The following is a 6,530-nucleotide window of genomic DNA, read 5'->3' on the forward strand; positions in this document are numbered from 1 at the left end:
TCTTCTACTTGCCTGCGAGCAGGTCTTCGTCCCAGCCGGCCTTCACGAAGTGGCTATCGAATTCGGTCTGGAACAGCTCGTTGGTTTCATCCGTCTGGAAGGCCTTGATTACCTTGCGGTAGGTTTCCACCTTCGCCGGATCTTCCAGATCGGAAGTACGCGCGGCCACAATATTCCAGTAGCGCCGGTCGTCAAGCGTGGTGTCTTCGTAGATCACCTTGTCAGAACCCAACCCGAAATCGAGTGCGAAGGCATCATTTACGATCCCAGCCGTCACATCCGGCAAGGAAGAAGCAATAATATTCGCCTTGAGTTCCTTGATCTCCACCTGCTTATTGAAGCTCGCAATGTCTGCAACGGTTGGCAAATCGCTAGCTTCCGGCTTGAGATTCAAAATCCCTGCCGATTGAAGCACGCGCAAGGCCCGGCCACCATTAGTCGGATCATCCGGAATCGCTACCGTATCGCCATCCTTGAGTTCATCTACAGACTTGATCTTCTCCGAATACAGATTCAACGGCACGATAAAGGTGTAGCCGATGTTTGTAATCTTGTAGTTGTTCTGCTTGATGTCATTTTCGAAGAAGGTCTCATGCTGGAAACCATTGAGATCAATTTCGCCAGAGTTGAGCGCATTGTTCGGCGTCGTATAGTCAGCGAACTGCACGAATTGCACATCGATACCTTCGCTTTCCAGCTTCTGCGTAGCCGGCTTCCACAAATCCTCGTAGACGGTACCCACAACCCCTAGCTTGACCGTAGTGCGGGCGTCCTTTCCGGCGTCGGCCGAACTACTCGAGCTGCCACCCGAACCCCCGCACCCCGTCAAGGCGAGGACAAAAGCGGTAGCGGCAACAAGTGCTTTCCTAATTTTCATGAGTTTCATTTTCCTTTCGTGTCCAATAAAAAGTTTTAGTTCCAAGTGTTCTTGCGGGCTATCCGATTGCCGATTATCTGCACGATCGAAACCATCAGGATCAAAACCAGTACGGTTACCCAAGTGACGTCGAGCATGTTGCGGTCGTGCCCGTATTGAATGGCGAAATTACCGAGCCCGCCGGCGCCCACGGCTCCGGCCATGGCGGTTAGCCCAATGAGTGAAATCGTGGTGATCGTGGTAGCGCGAGCGAGCGGCGCGATGGATTCTTTGAGATAAACGTTCCAGATAATATCCGGCGCGCTTTTCCCCATGGCCTGTGCAGCTTCTACCAGCCCCGGATCAACCTGCGAAAGGGCGCTTTCTACCTGGCGGGTGAAGAACGGCGTGCAGCCGAATACCAGGGGCACAATCGCTCCTTCCACGCCGATAGCCGTACCCATAATCAGGCGCGAAAGTGGCATCACGGCCGTAAGCAAAACGATGAAGGGAATCGAGCGGAAAATATTCGTTACCTTATCGGTGAATTGGTAGAGGGGCGCATTTTGCAAAATACCGCCCGGTTTGGTTACCACGAGCACGATGCCAAAAATTAGCCCGAGCAGGAAAGAAATAACCCCTGACCATACCGTCATTACAATCGTGTCAATAATGGCCTGATAAAACTCGGGCAGGCGGGCCATCACATTCGGAATAATGCTAACGAGGAAGTCGTGCATCTTTAAGCACCTCCGTACCGATATTGTTTTCGCGCAAATAAGCCAAAGCCGTGCTGATGGAACGATCCGGGCCGGAAACTATGGCCACGATCCCACCCACCGGGCTACCCGCCACAATCTCCACATCCGCAAAAATAATGTTCAAATTTATTCCGAATCGCCGGGAAACCCCGGAAACAATAGGTTCGGAAACATTGCTAGTACGGTAACGCAGCCGCACAATCAGCTCGCCGTCGCTAATCTGCGTGACCGGCGAACCTTCCGCAATCAGCCGTTCTGCCTTCGTGAGCTGCGAAGTGGAACGAATGAAATTCTGGGTCACCTCTTCTTGCGGATCGGTGAAAACCTGCAGGATATCGCCCTGCTCAATCACCTTTCCGCTTTCCATTACGGCCACTTTGTTGCAGATCTGTTTCACCACGGCCATTTCGTGTGTGATCACCAGGATCGTGAGCCCAAGTTTTCTTTGCAAACTAGCTAGGAGATCCAAAATCTGTTGCGTGGTTTGCGGGTCCAGCGCAGAGGTAGCCTCATCACACAGCAGTACTTCTGGGTCGTTGGCCAGGGCCCGGGCGATCGCCACCCGTTGCTTTTGCCCGCCGGATAGTTCTCCGGGATGTGCCCCGGCTTTTTCCCCGATGCCTACCAGGTCTAAAAGGTGGGCTACCTTTTCCCGAATTTCTTGTTTGCGCAGGCCCGAGCCGCGTAGCGGATAGGCCACGTTTTCGGCCACGGTACGGGAAGGGAGCAGATTGAAATGCTGAAAAATCATGCCGATCTTGGTGCGTTCGTGGCGCAATTCGCGGGCACTAAGCTGCGTGAGATCTTTCCCGCCCACCAGCACTTTCCCGTGTTCTGGCCGTTCGAGCAGATTCACGCACCGCACCAGAGTCGATTTCCCCGCCCCGGAAAACCCGATAATGCCGAAAATATCGCCCCGATTAATACGCAAGCTCACATCGTTGACCGCGACCGTGCGCGAATCACCATCCACGAATGTTTTCGTAATGTTTTCCAGCTCGATGAGCGCCGGCTCGCTGGGGGCAGACCTTTCCGCTGCCTGGGGTGAACTCATTCCCGTTTTCCCTTCTTATAGAGGATTCTCATAGAGGATGATACGGCCCGGCGCATTTTCTGTGCCGGTTCCTGTTTAGCTAGTGCTACCTGCGGGTTTCTATTTATGTTCAGGTTTGACGCCGCTACGGGTTTCCTCGCCGCTACGGGCTACCTAGCCGCTGCGGGGGCTTACCGCTGCGGGTACCTTTTCATGTTCGACGCCGTCGCCATGCTTGCCACCGCTAGCACCTTGCCGGTGCGGGAATTTTTCCAAAGCGGCGTGCTGCTGGCTGGTGCGTGACCGAAATGACGCTTTGCCCTGGCTGCATCGCCTTTTGGTAATACTTACGCACTTTTTGGTAATACTTACTGCCCTGCCGGTAAGGCTTACTGCCGGCGAAATCCGCGATAGCTAAAACGAAAAGAGCGGGAAGCTTTTCGCATCCCGCTCACAAATTCTGCGTGAAGTCACATTCGGCTGTGTTTCACGGAAGCGGGATGAGCACACATGAGCATGCCCGGCATCATCATCGCAGAGGCGAGGGCCAGGGGCATTGCGAGAGGCAACGTGTGCTGCATAAGAGTTCCTTCGTGAAACAAATGAATCGTATTTGAAGACATTCTGACTGCTCGGCTAAAAATTTGCAAGTTCCATCCAAACCGGCGTGGAGATTCGGCGCTAAAAAGACATAGTGAATAAAAGGACAAAGTGAGCCGGGTGGAAAAGCATAGTGATCCGGCCCGAAAGGGCATAGTGATTCGGCTCTAAAATAAGGTCGAGATGCGGCCCCAAAGCGCGGAAATTAGGGGCGAAAAGAGCGCGGAGAAGCGGCCCGTTTGGGCGGCGGCGTCGTACCTGTTTGCACAAGTCGTAGTACCCGCTTGCGCAAGCAGGTAGAGCGGGCTTAAGCTGGAGGTCCGTGAAGAAAACTTTGGGCGCGGCAGGCGCGAATCCACGGCAGCAGTCTCAGCATTCGCAGCAGACGAAACAGATCTTTATTACCGGCGGGGTCGTCTCTTCTTTGGGGAAGGGAATTACCGCGGCGAGCCTGGGCAATTTGTTGCGGGCCCGCGGCGTTAAGGTCGTAATGCAAAAACTCGACCCCTACATCAACGTGGATCCGGGAACGATGAATCCGTTCCAGCACGGTGAAGTTTTTGTCACTGAGGACGGCGCCGAAACGGACCTTGATATTGGGCACTACGAACGCTTTTTGGGCGTTAACCTCACCAAAGACGCTAATAGCACCACCGGTAAGGTCTACCAGGAAGTGCTACGGCGCGAACGTGCCGGCGAATATTTAGGCGAATGCGTGCAAGTAATCCCGCATATCACCAATGAGATTATTGCCCGTATGCGTGCCCAAGCGGGCACTCCGGAAACTGAAACCGGCGCCTCGGAAACCGGAGCCGCGGAAACCGAAACCAGCGCGAATGCGCAAGCCGTTCCCGCTAATGTGGTAGCGAGCGCGTCCGCGAGTAGTGCCCCAGATGTAATCATTACGGAAATTGGCGGTACCGTGGGCGATATTGAATCGCAGCCTTTCCTGGAAGCGGCCCGCCAAGTGCGCCATCTGATTGGCCGGGAAAACTGCATGTTTATTCATGTCTCCCTGGTGCCTTATCTGGCGGCCGCGGGCGAACAAAAAACCAAACCTACGCAGCATTCGGTGGCGGCCCTGCGCTCTTTGGGTATTCAGCCCGATGCCATCGTGCTCCGTTCGGCCACTGGCCTGGGCGCGGGCATTAAAAAGAAGATCGCGCTCATGTGCGATATTGACGAAGCGGCGGTTATTTCTTGCCCGAATGCCGATTCGATTTACGAGGTGCCGAGCGTATTGCGGACCGAAGGCCTCGATTCTTATGCAGTGGAGCGGCTGGGTTTGCGCACGCAGGAATTCGTTTGGGAAAAGTGGGAGAAGTTGCTTGCCGCGATCGCGCAGGCCGAACATCGCGAACCGCTCGAAGTGGCGCTGGTGGGCAAATATACGGACTTGCACGATGCGTATCTTTCCGTGGTCGAAGCGCTACACGCGGCCGGTTTCGCACACGGGCGGCGTGTGCGGGTGCGCTGGGTGGAGTCGGCTTCGTGTACGACGCCGGAAGGTGCCCGCCAGGCTCTAGCTGGGGTACAGGCCGCGGTGATTCCGGGCGGATTCGGGGACCGCGGTATCGAAGGAATTATTGGGGCGCTGCAATTCTTGCGGGAAAATCAAATCCCGGCCCTCGGGATTTGCCTCGGCCTGCAGTGCATGGTGGTGGAAGCCGCCCGCAACTTGGCCGGGCTGGAAGGTGCTAATTCCACCGAATTTGCTCCTGCCACCCCACATCCGGTGGTTGCTACCATGGCGGAACAAGCCCGCTTTATTGGCGGGGAAGGAGACCTGGGCGGAACCATGCGGCTCGGTGCTTTCCCGGCCGTGCTTGCGGAAGGGAGCCTCGCGGCTGAACTTTATGGCACGCGGGAAGTTTCCGAACGGCACCGCCACCGCTACGAAGTGAACTCGGCCTACCGCGAAAAGTTAGAGGCGGCCGGGCTGCACATTTCGGGAACCTCGCCGGATAATTCTCTGGTCGAGTTCGTGGAACTGCCCCGGCAAATCCACCCGTATTATGTGGGCACCCAGGCGCATCCAGAATTTAAGAGCCGCCCGGATGCCCCGCACCCGCTTTTTACCGGCCTGATTGCGGCCGGTCTGGAACGGGCAGCAGCCGCGCGGTAAGCCGCGGCGCGCCGGTGGGTTTTATCCGTTTATAGTTAAGGCCCGCGGGGGAGCATATCCACCCGCGGGCCGAGGTTACCGCGGCACGTAGTGGAGGAGGAAAGCTGTGGCAAAACTGTATTTCCGATACGGAGCAATGAATTCCGGGAAGAGCACTGCCCTCTTACAAATCGCGCATAACTACGAAGAGCGCGGAATGCGGGTGCTGCTAATTAAGTCCGCGATAGACACCAAGGCCGATGACCGCATTTCCTCCCGCATCGGAACCGAACGCCAGGTGGATTACGTGGTAGCGCCTACTGAAAACCTGTACCGCATAGTCGTCGTCGAAAATGAAAAAGCGCCGCTTGCCTGCGTGCTTATTGATGAGGCACAATTCTTGGATCCGCGGCAAGTTGACGAACTCATGGGCGTAGTGCTCAAAGCAGATATACCAGTAATTTGTTACGGTTTGCGTTCCGATTTTCAAACGCGCGGGTTCCCCGGCTCGGATAGGCTTTTGCAGGTCGCGCATTCGATCGAGGAATTGAAAACGATTTGCCGGTGCCAGCGTAAAGCGATTTTCAATGGTCGTACCGTGAATGGTGTTTTCGTTTCGGAAGGGGAACAAGTAGCGATCGACGGCGAGGTTGGCTACGAATCCCTGTGCGGAAAGTGCTATCTGGAAAAGGTGGGAGATTTTACCGGCACCTCGCGCTAACCCGGAAGAAAGTGGCTGCCCGGTAGGCGATCTGCATCTGCCCAGCAGGAGAATTACCTGGCCGCGCGTCTCGCAATAAAACATTACCGCCCGAAATGTGATCTGCGCCCGGAAACTTTTTATTCACAAAAGCTTCACCCCGAATTTATGTGAACTCATTAGCGTAACTGTCCGTCAAGAACGAAGTAGGTAAGTACCTCAACGAGGTACAGCGCATACAGCAGCGTTACCGAGACAGACGCGAAGGGTGGGGCAGCCGTGGATTCAGCGCAAAACCTTCCACCGGAGAAACGCCAGCCGCTAGGCAAACAGCCGCTAGGCAAGCAGCCGCTAGGCAAGCAGCCGCTAGGCAAGCAGCCGCTGGACCTGACCCCCTGTTGGTGGACATAGGCTAGCCCCGGCGTTCAGCCGGAGAAAGGTAGTCTTCTACCATGTCCCGTAAAACATATTCCGCG

General features: G+C 55.5%; 6 protein-coding genes. 3 read left to right on the forward strand and 3 right to left on the reverse strand.

Annotated features, from left to right (window positions below; translation table 11 throughout):
* Window positions 1-4 precede the first annotated feature (4 nt).
* The 3 genes from BLT47_RS03640 to BLT47_RS03650 are packed head-to-tail and all read right to left on the reverse strand — an operon-like array spanning window position 5 to window position 2,671.
* The gene (locus tag BLT47_RS03640) at window positions 5-877 is read right to left on the reverse strand and encodes a MetQ/NlpA family ABC transporter substrate-binding protein (RefSeq protein WP_074661694.1); all 873 of its coding nucleotides are present in this window, start codon (window positions 875-877) and stop codon (window positions 5-7) included.
* 35 nt (window positions 878-912) lie between these two features.
* Window positions 913-1,596: a methionine ABC transporter permease gene (locus tag BLT47_RS03645; RefSeq protein WP_049618964.1), complete on the reverse strand. Its 684-nt coding sequence runs from the start codon at window positions 1,594-1,596 to the stop codon at window positions 913-915.
* Window positions 1,577-2,671 carry a methionine ABC transporter ATP-binding protein gene (locus BLT47_RS03650; protein WP_074661699.1) on the reverse strand — a complete coding sequence of 365 codons (1,095 nt, stop codon included), beginning with the start codon at window positions 2,669-2,671 and terminating at the stop codon, window positions 1,577-1,579. Before BLT47_RS03650 ends, BLT47_RS03645 begins: the two co-directional genes overlap by 20 nt.
* Before the next feature lie 105 nt (window positions 2,672-2,776).
* Here BLT47_RS03650 and BLT47_RS09295 point away from each other — a divergent pair, with 105 nt between their 5' ends.
* The 3 genes from BLT47_RS09295 to BLT47_RS03660 all read left to right on the forward strand — a co-directional run bounded on the left by BLT47_RS09295 (window position 2,777) and on the right by BLT47_RS03660 (window position 6,075).
* A complete protein-coding gene (locus BLT47_RS09295; RefSeq protein ID WP_176764476.1) occupies window positions 2,777-2,953 on the forward strand; it encodes a hypothetical protein in 177 nt (58 codons plus the stop codon).
* A gap of 631 nt (window positions 2,954-3,584) precedes the next feature.
* Window positions 3,585-5,375, forward strand: a complete 1,791-nt coding sequence (locus BLT47_RS03655; RefSeq protein ID WP_074661758.1) for a CTP synthase — start codon at window positions 3,585-3,587, stop codon at window positions 5,373-5,375.
* 106 nt (window positions 5,376-5,481) lie between these two features.
* Window positions 5,482-6,075, forward strand: coding sequence for a thymidine kinase (locus tag BLT47_RS03660; protein ID WP_074661702.1), 594 nt, complete (start codon window positions 5,482-5,484; stop codon window positions 6,073-6,075).
* Window positions 6,076-6,530 lie beyond the last annotated feature (455 nt).

This window comes from Actinobaculum suis, from assembly GCF_900102025.1.
In the GTDB taxonomy this organism is placed as follows: domain Bacteria; phylum Actinomycetota; class Actinomycetes; order Actinomycetales; family Actinomycetaceae; genus Actinobaculum; species Actinobaculum suis.

What these genes read in the sequence shown, in the direction of transcription:
- BLT47_RS03640 (WP_074661694.1), bottom strand. Translation starts at nt 877, where the DNA reads ATGAAAATTAGGAAAGCACTTGTTGCCGCTACCGCTTTTGTCCTCGCC.
- BLT47_RS03645 (WP_049618964.1), bottom strand. Translation starts at nt 1,596, where the DNA reads ATGCACGACTTCCTCGTTAGCATTATTCCGAATGTGATGGCCCGCCTG.
- BLT47_RS03650 (WP_074661699.1), bottom strand. Translation starts at nt 2,671, where the DNA reads ATGAGTTCACCCCAGGCAGCGGAAAGGTCTGCCCCCAGCGAGCCGGCG.
- BLT47_RS09295 (WP_176764476.1), top strand. Translation starts at nt 2,777, where the DNA reads ATGTTCAGGTTTGACGCCGCTACGGGTTTCCTCGCCGCTACGGGCTAC.